The sequence below is a fragment of the Ruminococcus flavefaciens AE3010 genome (assembly GCF_000526795.1).
Taxonomy (GTDB): domain Bacteria; phylum Bacillota; class Clostridia; order Oscillospirales; family Ruminococcaceae; genus Ruminococcus; species Ruminococcus flavefaciens_D.
Genome location: NZ_JAGT01000001.1, coordinates 1596589 through 1618373, shown reverse-complemented (window position 1 = coordinate 1618373; position 21785 = coordinate 1596589). Strand labels below are relative to the sequence as shown.

The following is a 21785-nucleotide window of genomic DNA, read 5'->3' as shown; positions in this document are numbered from 1 at the left end:
TTGCGTTATTTCATCGTATAATCACATATTATATGTTGACTTGACAAGAAAAATATGATATAATTTTTTGTGTATATAAATTATTTATATTCTTTTATATATTTTTTTATATTTTATTTTCAGGGAGGAAGCTATGGGAAACAGTGAATACCGCAAGACTATTGATTATATACTCGACCTTATCAGAAGCGGAATGCTGCAGGTAGGGGACAAGCTTCCGACGGAGCGCAGTATATCGGAAAAGCTCGGCATAAGCCGAAATACTGTCCGTGAGGCGCTCAGGGGACTTGAGATACTTGGTATAGTCAATGGAAAACAAGGCTCGGGAAATTATCTTACGGATAATATCTCTGATTCTATCGCCTCTGCGATGGATATCATGCTTCTGATGAACAGGACTTCAAAAGAAGAGATATGTTCTTTCAGAAGAAGCATGGAAAAGACCGTGTGCAGCTACCTTGTTGCAAAGGGCTGCAGCTCGGAAAACAAGCTTAAGATCGTTGCTGCTCTCAACAGGCTCAAGGATTCCGAGGGCACTGAGGAGCAGACTGTGGCAGACAGGGATTTCCACTATTCGCTTATTTACGCTACGGAAAACAGCTTCTGGATAACCTTCATGAATGCTGTATCAGAGGTGTATATGCGCTGGATAGATGATTTTCTCACAACTGCCGACCACGATGTGCGCATGAGACTTCAGGATGCCCATGAGAAAATAGTACAGGGCATCATTACGGGTGATATCGAATTCTGCTTCCGCGCCATCGATACACACTATAATATAATAGACGAGAGCTTCGGCTAAGGAAAGGATTAGTATGAGGAAAAGAGGGTTCTTTGCCGCTCTTATGGCGGCACTGGTTGCTTTGAGCGCTGTTTCCTGCAATAATGAGCTCCATGTCGATGAAAGCCAGAAGACATCGGGCGTGCAGGATACAACTTCGGCAGAAGGGGAAAAGGGAACTGAGTCGGCTGAAAAAAATACAAATGCCAACGATCTTAACTCATATATCACAGTAAAGGAGTCAAAACCTGCACTGTGGAAGGTAACAGACCCCAATAACGGCAATTCACTTTATATGTTCGGGATGGTTTACTTCATGACCGATAATACACTGCCCCTGCCCGACTATGTTATGGACGCCTATAAAAACAGTGATTCCGTAGCAGTCGAGTTCGACATGAGCAACATGACTCAGGATATGGAAAGCATGCAGGAATTCTACAGTCATATGGTCTATACCGATGGTACCAGCATAACCGATCATATCTCCGAAGAGACCTATAATAAGGCAAAGGAGTATCTGTCAAAGTATTTCTTCTACAATAATATGATGGACGGCTATTCCGCAAGCTTCTGGGCTTCGCAGGTAAATGCAGTAGCTGTGGGAAATGTTAGGAATATTCTCATGGAGACGCTTGATTCGAGATTTGTCACTATGGCAAAAATGGAGAACAAAAAGGTGATAAGCCTTGCTGATGCAGATTCTCAGCTGAGAGCTATGGACGCAGGTACCGACGAGCTGTCTGATTTTATGATAAGCGATACTATCAGACGTGCAGAGGATATAGGCTTATTCACAAAAACTCTTGCCGAGCAGTACAACCAATGGGCAAGAGGTGACGTCGAGCCTCTTGCCGAGGAGCTCTACTGGCTCGACCGTTCGTCTGATCTTGACGACGACTACGAAGACTATCTTGAAGCTACTCTTTACCCCAAGAATGAGGCGATAACCTCTAAGGTGGAGGAGTTCCTTGCAGAGGGTGACAAGCCCTTTATCATCGTGAATATCACAAGCTTTGCGGGAGAAAAGAGCGTTGACCGTGCCCTTTCAGCTGAGGGCTACAAGGTCGAAAGAGTGGACTGAATGTCAGATATTACTAAATCAAACAAAAAAAGCGCCGAATGGTTTTCAAATTCGGCGCTTTTTTATAAATCTTCGCGGAGCCCCTTGACATGGGACAAAAACTGTATTATAATGTTATAATGTATCAATATGGAATAGTATCGCTATTTTGCAAGATATTATAGCATACAAAGCAGTGACTTGTCAATAGTTTCTGCAAAAATTTTTCTGTGGTACGATAGCAACAAACAGATCTGCTCTGCTTACACTGTGTGGGTTGGCATAGCAGCAAAAAAATACAAGGAGGTTCCGCCTATGGTGAATGTTACACCTAAGCAGCTGGGAAAGAATGTCAGAATGAGCTTCGGTAAGATTACCGAGCCTCTGGAGATGCCGAACCTTATCGAGGTGCAGAAGAACTCGTATAAGTGGTTCAAGGAAGAAGGTCTTCGCGAGGTATTCCGCGAAATGACTGCTATTACCGACTACAACGGCAATCTCGTCCTCAACTTCAAGGACTACCGCTTTGACGATACTCCCAAGTACACTCTCGCAGAATGTAAATCAAGAGGAGCTACCTATCAGGTCGCTATGAGAGCGACTGCGACCCTTGCAAACAAGGAAACTGGCGCTGTCAGCGAAAGTGAGATCTATATGGGTGACTTCCCCCTTATGACAGACAGCGGTACCTTCGTCATAAACGGTGCAGAGCGTGTTATCGTATCACAGCTCGTCCGTTCCCCCGGTGTTTACTACTCCTTCACCAAGGATAAGACGGGTAAAGACCTGTTCAGCTCACAGATAATCCCTAACCGCGGTGCGTGGCTGGAGTATGAGCAGGATTCAAACGACGTTGTTTACGTCCGCATAGATAAGAATAGAAAGATCCCGCTTACTACATTCATCAGAGCTCTCGGCGAAGAGGGTACTGACGACGAGATCTTTGAGACATACGGCGATGATGAGCGCCTCAGACAGACTATCCTCCAGAAGGATCAGACAAAGAACCGCTCAGACGCCCTCATAGATGTATACAAGAAGCTCCGCCCCGGCGAGCCTCCTACGGTCGAAAGTGCAGTAAGCCACCTCAACAACCTCTTCTTCGAGGCTAAGAGATATGACCTCTGCCGTTTCGGACGCTACAAGTATAACAAGAAGCTGGGCATAGCTTCACGTCTTTCGGGCAGAACTCTTGCACAGCCTATCATCAACGAGATGACAGGTGAGATACTCGCAGACGCAGGTGAAACTCTTACCTACGACAAGGCTTGCGAGATCGAGCAGGCAGGCGTTTACAGCGCATTCGTAAACGTTGAAGCCAAGGAATACTACACCGACGAACGCGGTGAGACAAATATCCGCATGGTGGAGAAGACTGTCAAGGTCATCGGCAACGGCATGGTAGATATCAAGGGCTACGTTGATTTCGACGCTGAGAAGTACGGCATCAACGAGAAGGTATCCTTCAGCGTCCTCAAGGATATCATGGACAATGCCGCTGACGCTGACGAGCTTGAGGAGACTATCAAGAAGAAGGCTGACGAGCTCTCACCAAAGTACATCACACTCGACGATATCAGAGCTTCTATCAGCTACTTCCTCAACCTCTGCGAGGGCGTTGGTACTGTTGACGATATCGACCATCTGGGCAACAGACGTATCCGTTCAGTCGGCGAGCTCCTCCAGAACCAGTTCCGTATCGGCTATACACGTATGGAGCGCGGTATCCGCGAGAGAATGAACCTCCAGACTCAGGACGTGAATACTCTCACTCCTCAGACCCTTATCAATATAAGACCTATATCTTCGGCTATGAAGGAGTTCTTCTGCTCCTCACCTCTGTCACAGTTCATGGATCAGAACAACCCTCTTGCCGAGCTTACTCATAAGAGACGTCTTTCAGCTCTCGGACCCGGAGGTCTTTCAAGAGACCGTGCAGGATTTGAGGTACGTGACGTTCACTACAGCCACTACGGAAGAATGTGTCCTATCGAGACTCCTGAAGGACCTAACATCGGACTTATCTCCTATCTGGCTACTTTCGCAAGAATAAACGAATACGGCTTCATCGAGGCTCCTTACAGAAAGGTAGACAAGGCTACAGGCGTCGTTACCGACGAGGTAGTTTACATGACTGCCGATATGGAGGACAACTTCGTTGTTGCTCAGGCAAACGAGCCTATCACTGAGGACGGAAAGCTTGCAAGACCCCGTGTAAACGCACGTTTCCGTGAGCAGATCCTTGAGTGCCCAAGAGAAAACGTTGACTACATGGACGTATCTCCTAAGATGGTCGTTTCAGTTGCTACCTCCATGATCCCGTTCCTCGAAAACGATGACGCGAACCGTGCTCTCATGGGCTCCAACATGCAGAGACAGGCTGTTCCGCTTCTCAAGACAGAGCGTCCCTTCGTTGGTACAGGTATGGAGTACAAGGCTGCCGTTGACTCGGGCGTATGCATTGTTTCCGACTACGACGGAAAGATCACTTATGTTGACGCTGACAAGATCACTATGGTGGATACCGACGGCGTTGAGCACAAGTACGAGCTCATCAAGTTCAAGCGTTCCAACCAGGGTACCTGCGTAAACCAGAGACCTATCGTCACAGCAGGCGAAGAGGTCAAGAAGGGTCAGGTACTTGCAGACGGTCCCGCTACAGCAGACGGAGAGATCTCCCTCGGTAAGAATGCCCTCATCGGCTTCATGACTTGGGAAGGCTACAACTACGAGGACGCTGTACTTCTTAACGAGAGACTTGTAAGAGAAGATGTATTTACATCTGTTCATATCGAAGAATATGAGATCGAGTGCCGTGATACAAAGCTCGGTCCCGAGGAAATAACAAGAGATATCCCCAATGTGGGTGATGACGCACTGGCTAACCTTGACGAGAACGGTATCATCCGTATCGGTTCGGAGGTCAATTCAGGCGATATCCTCGTTGGTAAGGTAACACCTAAGGGTGAGACAGAGCTTACCGCAGAGGAAAGACTTCTCCGCGCTATCTTCGGTGAGAAGGCAAGAGAAGTACGTGATAACTCCCTCAAGGTACCTCACGGTGAATCGGGCGTTATCGTTGATGTAAAGGTATTCACAAGAGAGAACTGCGACGAGCTCTCAGCAGGCGTAAATATGCGCGTTATCTGCTATATCGCTCAGAAGCGTAAGATCACTGTCGGCGATAAGATGGCCGGTAGACACGGTAACAAGGGTGTCGTTTCACGTATACTTCCCGAGGAGGATATGCCATTCCTTCCTGACGGTACACCTCTCGACATCGTGCTCAATCCTCTCGGCGTTCCTTCACGAATGAACATCGGACAGGTACTTGAAGTACATCTCGGTATGGCTTGTAAGGCTCTGGGCTGGCACATCATGACTCCTGTATTCGACGGCGCTCACGAGGACGATATCCGTGAGTGCTTCAAGATGGCAAACGACCACGCCATTGAGCATAAGGACGATATGTTCGAGCTCAAGGCTATGGATAAAGTTATCAACCCCAATGCTCTGGAATTCACAGAGGATTGTAAGTTTACCCTTTACGACGGACGTACAGGTGAAAAGTTCGATAACCGCGTAACGGTGGGCTATATGTACTACCTCAAGCTCCACCACCTCGTTGACGATAAGATACACGCTCGTTCAGTCGGTCCTTACGCACTGGTTACACAGCAGCCTCTTGGCGGTAAGGCACAGTTCGGCGGACAGCGTTTCGGAGAAATGGAAGTTTGGGCTCTTGAAGCTTACGGTGCAGCTTACACCCTTCAGGAGATCCTTACAGTCAAGTCTGATGATACTATCGGACGTGTCAATACCTACGAGGCTATCGTTAAGGGACAGAACGTTCCTACTCCGGGTATCCCCGAGTCCTTCAAGGTTCTTATCAAGGAAATGCAGTCACTTTGTCTCGACGTTAAGGTACTTGATGAAAATCAGGAGGAGATCGACCTCACTCAGAACTTCGACGACGAAGATCCAATGCCGCCCCGCGGATCCTACGATGATGAGGATACAGGCGACAGCTCAGACTTCAGTGAGAGCGATCTGGGCGATGCAGGCTTCGGTATCGAAGGCGAGGACGAGGACGGCGATCCTGATCTCGTTGACGGCTTCGGCGACGAGTTCGATGAAGATGAGGACGAATTCGGCATCGGTGATGATGACGATGAGGATGTTCTTGATCTTGGCGACGACGACGGTGACGGATACAGCTTCGATGACGAGGATTGATCACAGGTAAACGAATAAAAAAAGCGGATACGAATAATGATTGACCACGGCGCTGCTCCTGAGTTATACGGAGCAGGCTGCGGTGCATGATTCCGAATTCAAATTCCGAATTAATAATCAGGAGGTAGCAGTTTGGAATTTACAACTTTTGAATCGATAAAGATAGGTCTTGCGTCACCCGAGCAGATCAGAAGCTGGTCTCACGGCGCAGTTGAAAGACCTGAAACTATAAATTACAGAACCCAGAAGCCCGAGCGCGACGGTCTTTTCTGCGAAAGGATCTTCGGACCTACAAAGGACTGGGAGTGCCACTGCGGTAAGTTCAAGAAGATACGCTTCAAGGGCAAAATATGCGACCGCTGCGGCGTTGAGGTAACAAGAGCAAGAGTAAGAAGAGAGAGAATGGGCCACATCGAGCTGGCTGCTCCCGTTTCTCACATCTGGTACTTCAAGGGTACACCTTCCCGTATCGGACAGGTGCTTGAGGTGTCTCAGAAGAGACTGGAGGAAGTTCTCTACTTCACAAAGTATATCGTAACAGACCCCGGCAATACAGAGCTCCTCAAAAAGCAGCTCCTCTCCGAGAAGGAGTACCTTTCATATTTAGAGAAGTACGGCGACGACTTCAAGGCTGAGATGGGCGCTGAGGCTATCAGAAAGCTCCTCAACGAGTATGATCCCGCAAGATACGATACTCACAAGCAGAGACTCATCGAAATGGGCAAGATATCTCTCGGCGGCAAGAAGATCGAGTGCTACAACAAGCCCACAGAGTGTGAGTGCGAGGAGTGCCAGAAGTTCAGAGAGCTGGAGGACATCGACTGGAGAAACAACATTGAGATCGTTGCTGACGACCTCAAGGCTGAGCTGGTCGGTCTCCCAAGCGGTCAGAAGAAGGTAAAGCTTCTCAAGAGACTCCAGATAATCGAGGCATTCCGTCTCTCAGGCAACAAGCCTGAGTGGATGATACTCAGCGTAGTTCCCGTTATACCGCCTGATATCCGCCCTATGATAATGCTGGACGGCGGACGCTATGCAACATCAGATCTTAACGATCTCTACAGAAGAGTTATCAACAGAAACAACCGTTTAAAGAGAATGTTAGAGCTTGACGCTCCCGACATCATCGTAAGAAACGAGAAGCGTATGCTTCAGGAAGCTGTTGACGCTCTCATAGACAACGGCAGACACGGCCGACCTGTTACAGGTCCAAGCAACCGTGCTCTCAAATCTCTTTCCGATATGCTCAAGGGTAAGCAGGGACGTTTCCGTCAGAACCTTCTCGGTAAGCGTGTTGACTACTCGGGACGTTCGGTTATCGTCGTAGGACCTGAGCTCAAAATGTATCAGTGCGGTCTTCCTAAGGAAATGGCACTGGAGCTCTTCAAGCCCTTCGTATTAAAGAGACTTGTTGATAAAAAGGCCATCGCTAACATAAAGAGTGCAAGAAAGCTCATCGACCGTGCAGACAACAAGGTTTGGGACGCACTTGAGGACGTTATCAAGGATCACCCTGTAATGCTCAACCGTGCCCCCACGCTCCACAGACTTGGTATCCAGGCATTCGAGCCTATCCTCGTTGAGGGTCGTGCTATCAAGTTCCACCCGCTGGTATGCTCAGCCTTCAACGCTGACTTCGACGGCGACCAGATGGCTGTACATCTTCCTCTTTCCGCAGAGGCTCAGGCTGAGGCACGTTTCCTCATGCTTGCTGCAAACAACCTGCTGAAGCCTTCAGACGGTAAGCCTGTTGCCGTTCCTTCACAGGATATGGTACTGGGTTCTTACTACCTGACCATGGATAAGCCCGGTGAACCCGGCGAGGGCAAGGTATTCCGCGATGTTAACGAGGCACTCATGGCTTACAATGAGCATGACGTATCCCTCCACGCTAACATCAAGGTAAAGATCACAAAGGATATCGGCGACAAGAAGGTATCCAAGATCATCGACGCTACAGTAGGACGTCTTATCTTCAACGAGAATATCCCGCAGAATCTGGGCTACGTTGACAGAACCAACTCCGACAAGCAGTTCGACCTTGAAATTGCATTCCTCGTTGGCAAGAAGCAGCTCTCCGACATCATCGAGCGCTGCATAAAGATACACGGCACAACAACTACCTCCGAGGTACTTGACCGTATCAAGGCTCTCGGTTATAAATACTCCACAAGAGCAGCTCTTACCGTTGCTGTCTGCGACGCTTCTATCCCGCCACAGAAGAAAACTATCCTTGCTGAGGCTGATGCAGAGGTCGCTGAGATCACAAGCGAGTACGAGTACGGCTATATCTCCGCACAGGAGAAGTCCAAGAAGGTCATCGCTCTCTGGACTGATACAAACGACAAGGTTACTGCCGCTCTGAAGGCAAACTTTGACCGCTACAATCCTATCTGGATGATGGCTGACTCAGGTGCCCGTGGTAGTATCTCACAGATCAGACAGCTTGCGGGTATGCGTGGACTTATCGCTAATACCTCGGGCGGCGTTATCGAGATCCCGATCAGAGCTAACTACCGTGAAGGTCTTAACATCTTAGAGTACTTTATCGCGTCACGAGGCGCGAGAAAGGGTCTTGCCGATACGGCTCTCCGTACCGCTGACTCAGGTTACCTTACACGTCGTCTTGTTGACGTTTCTCAGGACGTTATCATTCGTGAGGAGGACTGCGGAACTACAGACGGTATCGAGGTATTCGAGATCAAGAACGGCAACGAGATCGTTGAGCCGTTTGAGGAGCGTCTTGTGGGAAGATTCCTCTCTGAGGACCTCCGCGACGAGTCGGGCGAGCTTATCGTATCACGCAATAAGCTCATCAATGACGCTGACGCTAAGAAGATAGTTGACAGCGGCATCGAGAGAATAAAGATACGTTCGGTTCTTACATGTAAGTCAAGAACAGGTGTATGCTCAAAGTGCTACGGTGCAAACCTTGCATTCAACAATATGGTATCAGTTGGTGAGGCTGTCGGCGTAATCGCTGCTCAGTCCATCGGTGAGCCGGGTACACAGCTTACCATGAGAACCTTCCATACCGGTGGTGTTGCTTCCGCCGACGCAGAAGATATCACACAGGGTCTTCCCCGTGTTGAGGAACTCTTCGAGAGCAGACGTCCGAAGGGCGCAGCTATCCTCTCCAGAATCGATGGTAAGATACACATCGAAGAGGTCAAGACCACAAGAAATATCATCGTTACCAACGATGAGACAGGCGAGTCCGAAAGCTATATGATCCCCTACAACCTCAAGATCAGAGTTCAGGAGGGCGAGGTCATCGAAAAGGGCACACGTCTTACAGAAGGTAACATCTATCCCGCTGATATCCTCAATATCCTCGGCACACAGGCTGTTCAGAACTACATCATCAATGAAGTTCAGAAGGTTTACCGCTTACAGGGTGTTGATATCAACGATAAGCATATCGAAGTTATCGTTCGTCAGATGCTCCGCAAGATCAAGGTAGAGGAAACAGGCAGCAGCTATCTGCTTCCGGGTACTCTTGTTGACAGCAAGGAGATCGACGCTATCAATGAAGAGCTTCAGGCTCGTATCGATGCAGGCGAGTACGATGTACAGCTTGTTCAGACAAGTCCTGTTCTTCAGGGTATCACAAAGGCTTCATCAAATTCAGACAGCTTCATGTCGGCTGCATCATTCCAGGAGACTACAAAGGCTCTCACAGACGCAGCTATCAGAGGTAAGAGCGACCGACTCCTCGGACTCAAGGAGAACGTTATCATCGGTAAGCTCATACCCGCAGGTACAGGTATGGAGTGCTACAGAAACGTTGAGGTCGTTAAGAACGAAGGCTACGGGGAGCACAATACAACAGCTCCTATGGCAAACCAGATATAACTTCAAAGCTCCCGAGGACAATTCTTCGGGAGCTTTTTATCATGTAGGGGCGGATATTATCCGCCCGTTAAATGATCATTTGCGGGACGTTGTCACAAAACTGAGCATATCATGTCCGCCAAATGCATATAATGCAGTGAGGTGAGATGTATGAAGAAATTCTTTGCAGCTGCCTGTGCGGCTGCTTTTTTGTTATCGTCAGGCTGCTCAGCCATGCCATTAGAGAGCAGCTCCGAGACACTGATAGGCTCAGTACCGCCTGCCGCAGAGCCCCTGAGAAATATTCCGCTGAACTATTCGGAGCAGGTGGGAATGTGGCTGCCGTATGTGAGATTTCCCGAGATAATGCAGGGGAAAAGCGAGGAGCAGTTCCGAAATGCTGTTGCGGAGCTGCTTCAGGACGGAGCTGCCGAGAGCGTGAATACTTTGTATTTTCACGCTCACCCTAACGGTGACGCCTACTACCGCTCGGAGATATACCCCGACGGAGCTTTTCTCGACGGGAACTACGATCCTCTCAGGATAGTCATCGAAGAAGCCCATAAACTGGGAATATCAGTCCATGCGTGGATAAATCCGCTGCGCCTGCAAACAGAAGAGGAGATGTCAGCTCTGCCCGACGACTTTATTATAAAAAAGTGGATAAATGAAGGGGAGCCATATGTTAAAGCCGTTAACGGGCGCTGGTATCTTGCTCCTGCCTATGCAGAGGCGGTCGGGCTACTTGAGGATACTGTCGGCGAGATACTGGATAATTACGACGTTGACGGAGTCCACATCGATGATTATTTTTATCCCACCACTGACGAGGATTTTGACCGCGAAGCCTTTGAAAGCAGCGGCAGTACTGACCTTGAGGCGTGGCGTACAGAGATAGTCAGCCGATATGTCAAGGCGCTCCACGACACTGTGAAGTCCCGCGATAACAGGCTGCTTTTCGGTATAAGTCCACAGGGAAATATCGACAGCGATTACAGCTCTCAGTATGCAGATGTAAGACAGTGGGGAAGAGGAGAGGGCTTCTGCGATTATATAGTTCCGCAGCTGTATTTCGGCTTTGAAAATGAGTGCTGCCCATTTCTGCCGACCCTTGCTCAGTGGGAAGAATTGGTGAATGGGGGAGTTTCGCTGATAGTTGGACTTGCTCCATATAAGCTCGGGAGAGAGGACAAGTGGGCAGGCGCGGCGGGAGAGCTGGAGTGGATAAACGACTCCGACATAATAGATAAGCAGATAGCTGCCGTGAAAGAGTCCTCAGCAGACGGATATGCGCTGTATTACTGACGCAATAATTGCATGGATATGCTGTTTATCGCGGATAATTTGCAAAATATCACGGCTGATATTGACTTTTTGCCTCAATTGTGATATAATAATTATATGCGGGGCATTAGCGCAGCTGGGAGCGCATCACACTGGCAGTGTGGGGGTCAGGGGTTCAAGTCCCCTATGCTCCACCAATGAAAAAGCCTATGTTTAGCCAAAAACATAGGCTTTGTTTTTTGATATTATGCATTGAGAAAGTAGAAAATAGTAGATTTCCGTTAAGATTTCCGTTACGGGTATCAGGAATAGCATCTTGTAACGTCAAATGCTGAAGCAATCACATAATAAAAAATAAGGCTCTCTATTACGGAGAGCCTCAATTCATTAGACCTCATCATCCTTGTGCCTTTCAAGCTTGAGTTTATCCTCAAGAGCATTAGATGCGATCTCATCTGCGGACTGAATAGCGTGAATATATATCTTACTTGTCGTAGCGATGCTGGAGTGTCCCAGCCTTCGTGAGACAGTCGGGATACTTACGCCCTCAGCAATCAGAAGCGTTGCATGAGTATGTCTGAGTGAGTGCGGCGTAAAGTACGGCAGATCATTACGTTTTACGAACTTCCGCACCCAATCGCTGACGCTGTAGGGATTCATAGGCGTTGAATCAACCTTAGTGAATAATCGGTCGTTCGTGACTATTTGCGTACTGCCATCAGCAAGAATGATCTGTATTTCGTCCTGCCAGTAATCATCAAGCTCGTTTCTTCGTTTCTGCCAATACTGCTGGTAATCACGAAGCAGATTTAACATTGTATCCGACAGCTTGATAGTGCGGTATGAAGTATCGTTCTTAGGAGACTTTGTAATTATCCCCATATGGTCTACTGCCTGGCTCGTCCTTCGTATATGTATGACTTTCTTCTCAAAATCTATATCCTTCCATTCAAGTCCGAGCAGTTCTCCTCTGCGGATACCACTGTAAATAAGCAGATACATAATTGTCTTCCATTTGATAGGTTCGTTCTCAAGCAGCTCCAGAACGTGCCTTACCTGTTCATCATCAAGGAAAGCAGCTTCCTTGCGTTCCAGCTTTGGAGCCTTCATATGGTTCCTGTCGGCGATGTTGAAGGGGATAAGCCTGTCACGGGTTGCCTGTGCCAGTATTGTGCTTATGAGCTTATGGTAGTGGAGTATGGTCTTGTCTGACAAGCCTCCCGTATCAAGATGAAGCTCAAACAATTTCTGAACTGGGGCATTCAGCCCCTTAGCTATTTTTTCTGCCGAATTGATACTGATATGACCATCAGGTTTGCAGACAGCGCAGATTGTTGCAGAGGAGACTCCGCATAATGCAGCGAACTTATCCTTAGATAGCTGCATTTCCTTTCTTATATCATCTATCTTGTCTGAAACAGCATAAGCTCCTGTTCGCTTGACACCGTTTTCGCGCAGATTGCTATAGAACATCTGTAAATGGCGAGATTGAAGCTTTATGAGCTTGATATCGCCAAGCGCTTCTTTTATGTCTCTGAACATTCCTCTGTAGCACTCATATGTTTTAGGAGCGAGCTGTGGCGGACGGTTCATCTCCAACCATTCTTCGCCGTAGTCGCCGAAACGCATATTACTGTTGTAATATTGTCCTTCTTTGACGGCGTCCTCAAACTTAACGATCTGTCTTTGCAGTTCTTTCTCAATCTGCTTATCGCTCATGCCATCTGGTGGCTTCCATGTCATAGACCTTTCGATTTGTTTACCGTAGCAGTCGTATCCATCATATGTTCGGATATAATATGCAATTGTCCCCTTCTTTGAGACGTGTTTCTTATAGGTCGCCATTATGGACTCCTTTCTATGAATAAGGGGCGTTCCGTAAAACGCCCCATGTTTAGCCTTTAAGCAGTTATTTTTCTGATTCTTGACACAGGCTCGTCCTGAGTGAGAGTATGAGTATCAAGATACTTCATAAGCGCTTCCCAGTTAACAAGTATCGAACGTCCAGCCTTAACTGACGGAATTTCTCCACTGTTGACGAGGGTTAGCAGCAATCTGCGGCTGATTCCGATATCGTGCTCGTTGCAGAGCTTAAAGGTCTCGTTTATGCTATTCATCTTCTTCATAAAAGTTTCTCCTTTCACTTGACCGAAAAGGTCATTTATCGTATAATTATTGTATACAGTGCGCCCGCTCAGGGCGCAACCAGTATTAACTTATTTTATGCCATACTCCTTCTTGAATTTCTCATAGAGCGGCGTGTCGATGAACTTGATAGCCTTTGCGTGTATAACTACAGGCTCGTTCACACCGTCTTCTTTGTTGTATAGTTCCGCGCAGAGTATGATATCTCCGATACCCATGTAACCGAATCCAGCCTCAGTCGGATTCTTATATCCGAGCTCAGTAGCTATTCTATCGTGGGATTTTGCCGGCTTAAAGAAAATCTTTATACCAGCTTCTTTAACCACGTCAATAGCGTGACTGCTTGTTGAGATATACTGCTGTGTCATACCTACGAATTTGGTATTGAACTTTCTTCCTTGCGTCAATATAGTATGCAGTGGACCGCCTTCAGCAAAACACTGGTCTTTGATTTCATCAATTACTATGCTCAGCGGAACGGTGTCGTGCTCTCTTTGCCACTCGAAAGCCGATGCTATCATTTCATCGAGCAATGAGTGAACGTTGTCGCCCGACTCGTTCCCGAAGGACACAACTGGAATCCTCTTTGATTTCTCAAAGAATTCTGCCCATCCACGCTCCTCGAAACCGATATGATCGATATCGTCAAGCGTAGAGCTGATAAGGCCGAACACATGATGACCTGTCTTGCCGCCTCTTTTTAGTGTATTACGGAGCATATCTGTAGTCACCGAGGAAACTTTTGGATACCTTTTAAGCATGTCCGAAATAATGCCTGTAAGCTCCCTTGTTTCCTCCTTGTCGAGTTTGCCTGCGATAGCTTTGATAAAACTGACGATGCGGCGCTTCTTAGCTGGAAGTCCAAGACAATCTCCGATACACAATGGGTTTACCGGTAGCTTTCTTCTACCAGCAGCAACTTCGATAAACTCAAAAAGCGCATCGACGACCTCAGCAGGCAGTGCCCTGAGGACCTCATCACGAGTGAAGGAGTCACTTACATCGCATACAAGCATCCTGCTCCCGAGCATAGCTAATGAGGGAAGCAGATTCGTAGCACAGAATGACTTTCCTTTTCCGCTTTGACCAGTGATAGTGGCCGAATCGTTAAATTTATTGCCGAATGATATATCTTTTCCAATGTAGCTTCCATCGGCAGTTATGCCAAGCGGAAGAATTTGGTTTTTCTCAAAATCGATATACTCAAGAAGGAACTTCTGATAATCGGCGAGATCGAGCCTTCTACGGTTCTCTGTATTGATGAGTTTTTTGCTGATACCATAGGTATACAGCATATACGGCTCACCATTTGAGTTTTGAACGTGAAATCTGTAACACTTGCTATTCTGATCGTTGATATTCAAGCAATCGTTTGCCTTCAATGACTCAGTAAGCGAGTTAACACTGTGAAGCTTTAGCTTACTGTGAGCAAGCTCCTTGACGACTTCAGTTTCGAGGTAGATGTAGTCGCCATCAACAATAACCGAGTTTTTGCCTTGGTTAATGACGATATACTTAGTACGCTTTATGAAATTGAAGCTCCCGCTGCATATCTCATCATTCAGGCATTTACCGAAATCAGTGAGGATCATCTCATCAACAGTTGAACCGATCTCTTTGTAGGAACTAAGCCAGCTGACTACTAACTGTTCAACAGCTGTACCAAAGAAGGGTTCATAAAAACTATCATAAACTCTTGCTGATGTTACAAGTGCTATATACAAATTTCTTCTATTGGGTGGAATGCTTTCTGGAACAGAGAATGATACTTGAGTATAATTTTCACAGTAGGAATCTTTAAAATCACTGTAATTTCCTTCGATTTTCGATAAGTATCCCGCATCGTTCCACTCAAGAGTATTTTTAACATACCTTGGCTCAATACAGCATGTAATGTTGGGAATTTTCAACGTACAACCAAGATCAGGTCGTACCTGCGCGTCAGAGTATTTTGACAAAACCACTGGAACGACATCAAGCTCCTTAGAAACTACTTTGCGTTCCATAACTGATAAAGCTGCTTTTCGCTTATCTACTTCATCAGCTTTTGTATCGTCCACAATTAGCGCAATACAGTCGTTGAGCAGTTCCACTTTCTCTTCAAGCTTCTGTGGCTTTTCTCCTAATGTGAGTACCTCATTTGAAGAAAAGGTATCATTCTTAATAAATGCCGAAATCAAAGGAGAGTTATTTTCAGATGATTTAATCGTAATGATTTGATCAAAATCAATCCCTAAACGCCTTGAAAAAGCACCATTGTAGCTTGTTATACGAAATAAGTATAACAGCTTTTTGGAAATTCCGAATTCGAATATTGAATAAAACCAATTTTTGGCTTCTTTTGCGTAATCATCGCTTTTTAGACGACGTTGCGGTCTTTCAGCATTTAATATGCTTTTGGGAAGCGTTTGATGTAATGCCTTCGGATATCTTTCCTTCGATTCATATGTAGCAGATATACCAGGCTTCAATGACCAACCACGTTTTTTTCCAATTGAAATATACGGAGCATTTTCCGATTTTACTAAAATCAAGTTATGTAACAGACGATTGCTAAGGTCGTCCATTTTCTTGTTTCCATGTGATGGTATTTCAAAGTATTGCAGAAGCTTCTTTCTGCGAATATTATTTTCAGGAATAAATACCTCTTTTATATCAGCCATTTTTTCCTTACAATACTTGACGATTCTACCGCTGTTAGTTCCATCATCTGATGCAACAGGTGTTACATCAAGAATCATTACCTGTAAAAGCGGGATTGTATTGACGCTTTTACCATTTACTATTTTCATGTAGCCCCACGCGTTTTCTAGTGAATTTGAGAAGAAAATCTCATATTCTAAATTTAGCTCTTCGCCCGAAGTCTTGATGAGTTCATCGAAATTAACAAAGCTTCCCTTTGCCATGCTGAAGACTTTTTGTCCCTTAAGGAAGGAGACATTACTTTGTCCCATTAACGAATATTGTTCCTGAGGAATTTGTTTTCCTGTGCACATATTTCGTGCTCCTTTCAAAATATTTTTTCAGTTTTCTCAAACGCAGGTGAGAATTTCAATGTTGTAAAAAAACCGCTAAATCTTGTCCGAAAAAGCTGATTTTAATTAAGCGCTATATTTTTCACCTGCTTTTATGAGCAAACCTGTTTTTTTTCGGACTTATGTGTCCTAATCAAATTATAAGAAAAAATGGTCTGAATGTCGATTAAACAAGAATATACAGAATCATACAATTACAATTGTATTGATTGGAGGGAAATAATATGGATTTCGGAGAGTTCGTTAATGCTTTTGGCACTGGATATCGTAAAATGATTGATCGTGGTACAAATAAGAGCCTGACTAAGCCATATTTTTGTAGAGATCTTCTTTGCAGTATTACAAAAGACGAAAAATTAGTATTGTATATAGATGGCATTCAAGACAAAGCCCATGAGTATGGTGAGTCAGCTTTTCAAGCATTCTATAGAAACGTAGATCGAAGATCATTACATCCAATTGCCGAGGGGATAATAAATGGTAATAACATTGATAAAAACAAGTTTAAGCATTTTCTTGAGGACTATGTTGAGAATTATGATAAAGAAAGACTGGTAACGGATTTTGAGAAGTATCTTCCTTCTACTTCCTTTTCAACACTCTTTGATGATATAACTAACGAGTTCGTTAAAATTCTTAGAGAAGAAGCAGCTATACCAGATAAAAGACGAAAAGAGCCTGTATCGCCCAATAATGCCAATCGCAGCAATGAAAGCGAAGACTCTTTAGAAGTGAAGATGGGTATACTGTTAGAAAAACTTATTGCAAACGGGCATGAAATAGCGGAATTCAAACCAACTGGTGTGGGCGATGACATTAGATATTCAAGGTTAAAAGATGCGTTGACAAATGATTTTGAGAAGTTATTAGCGCTCTCAAAGATATTGCCCCAAAACACAAGCAACGATACTTCTCCAGTTATTAATGACATACGCTGTTCTATTCAAAGTCTAAAGGCGGAAAATTTTATTCTGTCGACTACTGAATTTATGATAACATCACGTAAGAATTACCACATTCACAGGCTAATCGATCTATTATCACAATTGAATGATAATAATTAGAATGTTGCCTTTCCCATGTTGAGGCAAGTTCCTATGGATATATTTGTCGTAATATTTATCGTAAAACTTGACATCATATTCTTTGTAGTGTATAATATAAGTAGAAAATTGAAGGGAGATGATTTTATGCCGAATATAGTTCCGATTTCAGATCTCAGAAACTATTCCTCTGTGTTGCAGGACGTTGCGGTTGGTTCTCCTGTTTACCTCACCAAAAACGGCAGAGGCTGCTATGCTATTGTTGATATAGCTGAACAGGAAGAATACGAACGCACTAAGGCGGCACTCAAATTAATGTGCAAGCTTGACGAGGGCAGAAAATCTGGCGAACAGGAAGGCTGGATATCTTCTGACGATGTAAGAAAACATTTTGGAGCTAAACGCACATGAATCAAGTAGTTTATTCACCGAAGGCTTTGGCTGATCTCGATGAGATATTTGCTTATATCTCAGACAAACTCGCTAATCCAATAGCTGCAGAAAGCATTGTTAATGGTCTACTTGATACTGCGGATATACTTAAAGATCACTCCGAGATAGGCAAGCCTCTCTACTTCTCAGATGACATTTTCAGCGGTTACCGATATCTGATCTATAAGAATTATCTTGTATTCTACCGAAGCAGCAATGATACTGCTTATATCGATCGCGTCCTTTACGGAAAGCGCGACTATATCAGCTTGTTCATCAAAGACTTGGTAGATGATAATGAATAGTAAGAGAGAAGAGCCTCCAAATTAGGAGGCTCATTCATCTTTATAAATGTTTCCACAACCTGTAATAATTCGACCGCGAGATTCCCAGCTCCCGCATCGCCTCCACAGGTCTTTTGTTTCCGCAGCGGACTTCCGCCATTACCTCATGCCAGTTATCAGGTAGAGGCTTTGACGGGCGCCCGAATCGGACGTTTTTCTTCTTAGCAGCTTCTATGCCTTCACGCTGACGAGCTCGGATTTTGTTGCGTTCATTTTCAGCTATCGAACCGAGTACTTCTATCAATATTGCGTTTATCATGTCAAGCACCCAAGCCTGCTGCGGCGGGAAGTCAGTAAGCGTTGTGGGTATATCTAGTATCTTGACTCTGACGCCCATATCCTTGAAGTGCTCCAGCTCTCGCTTGATGTCAGCTTTATTTCTGCTTAGCCTGTCCAGTTCCTTGATAACAAGTGTATCTCCCTTGCGGAGTATCTGACGTTTGAGATACTGATACCCTTCACGCTCGGTATCCTTTCCGGAAGCCTTGTCGATGATGATGTTCTGCTCAGGAACGCCGAACTTGGTGAGTGCTTCAAGTTGCCTGTCCTCGTTCTGACCTGTGGAAGATACTCTGGCATAGCCATAGATCCTGTTGTCCATTTTACCTCCTGACTGTCTCAAAAAGTGGTGGCAACTTTCGGAACGTTTCAAAAGTCAGAATACCACCTTTTGAAACTGATTTTGGCCTGTTTTTTGAGTGTATCAAAACCTATACTTTTCAGAACACTCCGCAATACTGTTCATATAAACTTTCACCGGCCATATACTTTACATCCCTGACAGCCTCTTGGAACATACTATTATCCATAAGAAATTCTGCCACCTCGTCTGCGCTATAGCCATAATCGAGGAGTAGGATCACGTCATTCTCATCAACTCCGAACATGTGCGCCATTTCTACTAGTGTTTCTTCGTATGTGGAAAAGTAATCTTCGTAATCTTCGTACCACCACTTACATCTTGAATAGTGAGTATATGTCGGAGCTGGCTGAAACTGTGAGCGTGTAATGTTGCCGTTCTTGTCGATTTTGACGATATCACCCTCATCAGTCTCGATGCGTTCAGAAGCGAATTTATGCAGTCCGACACGTTTAAGTGCATTCTTCATAATGCTCTCCGTACTTGCATAAACGTATAGTCCGAGAGAAGCGAAATGCAGCAAGCATAACGGATTGGAGCCTTTCACAAGATACAGAGAGTTATTATCATCAAGCAGACTGAACGTGAAACTGCCATACACAGCCTCAGCCATGTATCTAAGGGAGTCGAAGTCAAGTTTATGCTGAGACTCGATAAGCTGCACTGCTATGTACGAATCTGTCTCAATCGTGGTAACAGGAAGCTGCTTTTCTTTCCGAAGCTCCTTATCATTATAAAGTATACCATTGTGGGCAAAGGCAAAGGCTGTGTCACCTGTGTTACCATAAAATGGGTGATTATTCGCATTGTTCTTTTCATTACCCTGCGTCGCGAGTCGAGTGTGACCGAGAACAGCTCTTGTGCCTTCCGGCGGATTGAAGTGCAGTTTGTGAGCCGCTTTCGGGCGCTTATAAATAACTATCTGACCGCCATTGACGTAGCTGATTCCGGAAGCGTCCGTGCCGCGTTCTTCAGCAGCGTTTGCTAATGCCTGTGTAAGCTTGCGGAGTACCTTATGGGGGATAATGCCCTGATAATCGAGCCAACCAAATAAACTGCACATCTTATTCGCCCTCCTTATAATTTACGTCAATATGCTGTATATTCTTCTGGTTGAGGGAATCCTCTAAGATTTCGCCAACTCGATCGAGCAGCAATGTAGCTGTGAAAAGTGCAACAAGCTTAATGATTTCTCCAGCAGGTCCTCCTGTTGGTATCTTTTTTATTATTTCTATAGGTTTCATTATACTTCCTCCTGTATTTCGATTTCTTCATTTATGTAGAGCCTGCGTTCTTTCAGGTACTGTATAAGCTCAGGTTCATTTATCGTATCTACGAACTCACTCCACGACATATTTGCTATACCTTCATCTGAAAGACTGATAGCAAGGTCACATATTGCGTTTACTAACTCCAAAGCCGCAATCAGCGTATTGTATTTGAGTGTACCACGGAAAAGCCTGAACTCTATGGTTGCCCAGTTCATGAGGTTCACAGCTGCATATCTGCCGTTGTTTCCTTTCTTAGCTTTATCCAATATTTCACGTCCTGTCTTTTCAAAGCCGTAGCGTGCTGCCCACCTACTCATCGAATACTCGCTTCTACGGCTGAATTTCAGCATCTCCGCCCAGTGCTTCTCAACGAAAAACAGTATGTGAGATATCACTAATTCCTGTTCATCAGTTGTTTCACCGAGGCAGCTGCGGTTGACATGGATATGCAGACCACAGGTCGAGGTCTGATGGCTCCTGTAGCCCATACTGATTGCCTTGGTCATGATCTCCTGCCAGCAAAAGCTCTTATGGTAATTCAATGTCATAGGATGAGTGACTATCTCCATGCCGTCGTCAAGGCTGCCATCGCCCTTGATGTAGATGTGTTCTCCGTCCTTATTAGCGATTGTCAGTATCTCATCGGCATTATCCCTATCCTTGCCCGCACCGTCTATCTCAAGCTCTACGCCGAAAAATCGGTTCGAATCATCTCCGTAGAATATTGGTTCAGGCTTGAACCCATATTCATGGATGCTTCTATTTTTATCTACTTCGTCGTCGTAGCAGTCACGACAATAGATATAACCGTCAAGATGATAAGCATCATCTTCGCGTAAAAGAGCATCACAGCAGGAGCAGCGAGTGTAGTGATTCTCATAGCAGTAACGGCAAAGATTGCTGCATTCATCGCCGTAGCTATCATCAATCCAGATGGTAGCCCCACACCTGTCACAGGTAGTAGTATGCTGTTCTACGCAGTCTGTGCATACTATATCCCCGTCGATAGTCTCATAATCCTCATCTTCGCCTATTACTGCTCCGCAGTGGGAGCAGTATAAAACTTCTCTGTTATTATCTTCCATTTTGATTTACCTCCGTAAAAACAACAATAGCCAGGCCCGAAGGCCTGGCATTACTTTTTAATATTCCTCTGCTAATAACATAGTGCTATGGGAACCGTCATCGATTATGTACAGCTTGTTGGTTATAGGTGAATCCGACGGTAATAGATGCACCCTTTTGAATTCTGGTTCTTCCGAGCTGTGGGTTATAGCCTGCATAGGACCTGACGCACTTAGTTTGAAGACCTGAAGATAGTCCTTTGGAGCAGGCATGTTGTCAACACAGCCCCATAGGAACAACTGTAAATCGAGTGGGATAGTGCTATCAACTCCGCACGTAAGATAGCGTTCATTATCGAACATGGTTACTCTCCTTTCTTGAAAATAGTGATATGGTGGTGATAATAATTACTACCATAGAAACAATATATATTTCGTTATCAAGAATAATAGAGAACCTAAGGTTGCAATTGAAGCTTAAATATGGTATAATCAATGATATGCATTAACTATTAGAAACGGCTTGAATCTTAGCATTATATATCGAATACTTTTCACTCTTTGAAAGGAGTAAACTATGAAGAAAGCACTTACACTGCTACTGTCCTTG

16 protein-coding genes and 1 tRNA gene are annotated in these 21785 nt (G+C 45.3%); 9 read left to right on the top strand and 8 right to left on the bottom strand.

The genetic code is table 11. From position 1 onward, the window contains the following. The first annotated feature begins 133 nt into the window (after positions 1 to 133). The 6 genes from N774_RS0106930 to N774_RS0106900 all read left to right on the top strand — a co-directional run bounded on the left by N774_RS0106930 (position 134) and on the right by N774_RS0106900 (position 11398). The gene (locus tag N774_RS0106930; protein WP_024860544.1) at positions 134 to 805 is read left to right on the top strand and encodes a FadR/GntR family transcriptional regulator; all 672 of its coding nucleotides are present in this window, start codon (positions 134 to 136) and stop codon (positions 803 to 805) included. Between the two features lie 13 nt (positions 806 to 818). Next, entirely contained in the window at positions 819 to 1868 is a 1050-nt protein-coding gene (locus N774_RS0106925) for a TraB/GumN family protein (protein ID WP_024860543.1), read from the top strand. A 294-nt stretch (positions 1869 to 2162) separates the two neighbouring features. Continuing rightward, entirely contained in the window at positions 2163 to 6083 is a 3921-nt protein-coding gene (gene rpoB, locus N774_RS0106920) for a DNA-directed RNA polymerase subunit beta (RefSeq protein ID WP_024860542.1), read from the top strand. 132 nt (positions 6084 to 6215) lie between these two features. After that, a complete protein-coding gene (rpoC, locus tag N774_RS0106915; RefSeq protein WP_024860541.1) occupies positions 6216 to 9938 on the top strand; it encodes a DNA-directed RNA polymerase subunit beta' in 3723 nt (1240 codons plus the stop codon). A gap of 150 nt (positions 9939 to 10088) precedes the next feature. Then, positions 10089 to 11222 (top strand): glycoside hydrolase family 10 protein, encoded by a 1134-nt coding sequence (locus N774_RS0106905; protein ID WP_051463385.1) that lies wholly within the window; start codon positions 10089 to 10091, stop codon positions 11220 to 11222. Positions 11223 to 11322: 100 nt separating this feature from the next. Next, positions 11323 to 11398: transfer RNA gene (locus N774_RS0106900), tRNA-Ala, on the top strand. 190 nt (positions 11399 to 11588) lie between these two features. On the opposite strand, the gene N774_RS18155 is transcribed toward N774_RS0106900, so the two are convergent. The 3 genes from N774_RS18155 to N774_RS0106885 all read right to left on the bottom strand — a co-directional run bounded on the left by N774_RS18155 (position 11589) and on the right by N774_RS0106885 (position 16300). Continuing rightward, the gene (locus N774_RS18155; protein ID WP_024860539.1) at positions 11589 to 13046 is read right to left on the bottom strand and encodes a tyrosine-type recombinase/integrase; all 1458 of its coding nucleotides are present in this window, start codon (positions 13044 to 13046) and stop codon (positions 11589 to 11591) included. Between the two features lie 56 nt (positions 13047 to 13102). Beyond that, on the bottom strand, positions 13103 to 13327 hold the full coding sequence (locus N774_RS0106890) for a helix-turn-helix domain-containing protein (protein ID WP_024860538.1): 225 nt from the start codon (positions 13325 to 13327) through the stop codon (positions 13103 to 13105). A gap of 90 nt (positions 13328 to 13417) precedes the next feature. Continuing rightward, positions 13418 to 16300 (bottom strand): hypothetical protein, encoded by a 2883-nt coding sequence (locus N774_RS0106885; RefSeq protein ID WP_155250375.1) that lies wholly within the window; start codon positions 16298 to 16300, stop codon positions 13418 to 13420. 305 nt (positions 16301 to 16605) lie between these two features. On the opposite strand from N774_RS0106885, the gene N774_RS0106880 reads away from it, so the two are divergent. From N774_RS0106880 to N774_RS0106870, 3 genes are all read left to right on the top strand, one after another. After that, on the top strand, positions 16606 to 17445 hold the full coding sequence (locus N774_RS0106880) for a hypothetical protein (protein ID WP_024860536.1): 840 nt from the start codon (positions 16606 to 16608) through the stop codon (positions 17443 to 17445). 126 nt (positions 17446 to 17571) lie between these two features. Beyond that, positions 17572 to 17835, top strand: a complete 264-nt coding sequence (locus N774_RS0106875) for a type II toxin-antitoxin system prevent-host-death family antitoxin (protein WP_024860535.1) — start codon at positions 17572 to 17574, stop codon at positions 17833 to 17835. Beyond that, positions 17832 to 18161 (top strand): type II toxin-antitoxin system RelE/ParE family toxin, encoded by a 330-nt coding sequence (locus N774_RS0106870; RefSeq protein WP_024860534.1) that lies wholly within the window; start codon positions 17832 to 17834, stop codon positions 18159 to 18161. The genes N774_RS0106875 and N774_RS0106870 overlap by 4 nt, the downstream gene beginning before the upstream one ends. Positions 18162 to 18201: 40 nt before the next feature. On the opposite strand, the gene N774_RS0106865 is transcribed toward N774_RS0106870, so the two are convergent. From N774_RS0106865 to N774_RS0106845, 5 genes are all read right to left on the bottom strand, one after another. After that, on the bottom strand, positions 18202 to 18801 hold the full coding sequence (locus tag N774_RS0106865; RefSeq protein WP_024860533.1) for a recombinase family protein: 600 nt from the start codon (positions 18799 to 18801) through the stop codon (positions 18202 to 18204). 118 nt (positions 18802 to 18919) lie between these two features. Beyond that, positions 18920 to 19903 (bottom strand): class II glutamine amidotransferase, encoded by a 984-nt coding sequence (locus tag N774_RS0106860; protein ID WP_024860532.1) that lies wholly within the window; start codon positions 19901 to 19903, stop codon positions 18920 to 18922. 1 nt (position 19904) lies between these two features. Continuing rightward, the gene (locus tag N774_RS0106855; RefSeq protein ID WP_024860531.1) at positions 19905 to 20084 is read right to left on the bottom strand and encodes a hypothetical protein; all 180 of its coding nucleotides are present in this window, start codon (positions 20082 to 20084) and stop codon (positions 19905 to 19907) included. Next, positions 20084 to 21196: an amidoligase family protein gene (locus tag N774_RS0106850; protein ID WP_024860530.1), complete on the bottom strand. Its 1113-nt coding sequence runs from the start codon at positions 21194 to 21196 to the stop codon at positions 20084 to 20086. The genes N774_RS0106855 and N774_RS0106850 overlap by 1 nt, the downstream gene beginning before the upstream one ends. A gap of 57 nt (positions 21197 to 21253) precedes the next feature. After that, a complete protein-coding gene (locus N774_RS0106845; protein ID WP_024860529.1) occupies positions 21254 to 21538 on the bottom strand; it encodes a DUF960 domain-containing protein in 285 nt (94 codons plus the stop codon). Between the last annotated feature and the right edge of the window lie 247 nt (positions 21539 to 21785).